Origin of the sequence: Peribacillus frigoritolerans (assembly GCF_030676415.1) — a bacterium.
Classification (GTDB): domain Bacteria; phylum Bacillota; class Bacilli; order Bacillales; family DSM-1321; genus Peribacillus; species Peribacillus frigoritolerans_A.
The window spans coordinates 1-511 of the sequence record NZ_JAUUTW010000094.1 but is presented as its reverse complement, the minus strand read 5'-3'; the positions used below and the strand labels follow the sequence as shown (position 1 = coordinate 511).

Below are 511 nucleotides of genomic sequence, written 5' to 3'. Positions count from 1 at the left end.
GTAGGACGCCCAAGTATTGATCCAGTTATTTTAGTTAAACTGACTTTCATTCAATATACCTTCGGTATTCGTTCCATGCGTAAAACGATTGAAGAAGTTGAAACCAATATGGCTTACCGTTGGTTCTTAGGCTATGGTTTCCATGATAAAGTACCTCATTTCTCTACGTTCGGGAAAAATTATGAGCGACGCTTTAAAGATACAGACCTGTTTGAACAGATTTTCTATCGCATTTTAATGACAGCTGCTGAACACGTTTTCGTGGATTCCACACATGTGAAAGCCAGTGCGAATAAACGGAAATTTGAAAAGAAAATCGTTCGTAAAGAAACACGAGCGTATCAAGGACGTCTTCAAGAAGAAATCAATCAAGATCGTGAAAACCATGGAAAAAAGCCTTTTCCACCAGATAAATTTGATAAAGAAGAGACCAAAGAGATTAAAGAAAGTACAACGGATTCTGAGAGTGGCTACTATGTGAAAGATGAACGAACAAAACAGTTTGCCTATT

General features: G+C 37.6%; 1 protein-coding gene. It reads left to right on the top strand.

All coding sequences use genetic code 11. The annotated features are described in order from the left end of the window. A partial coding sequence (locus tag Q8G36_RS28610; protein WP_305275337.1) for a transposase occupies positions 1–511 on the top strand: 511 nt, incomplete at both ends.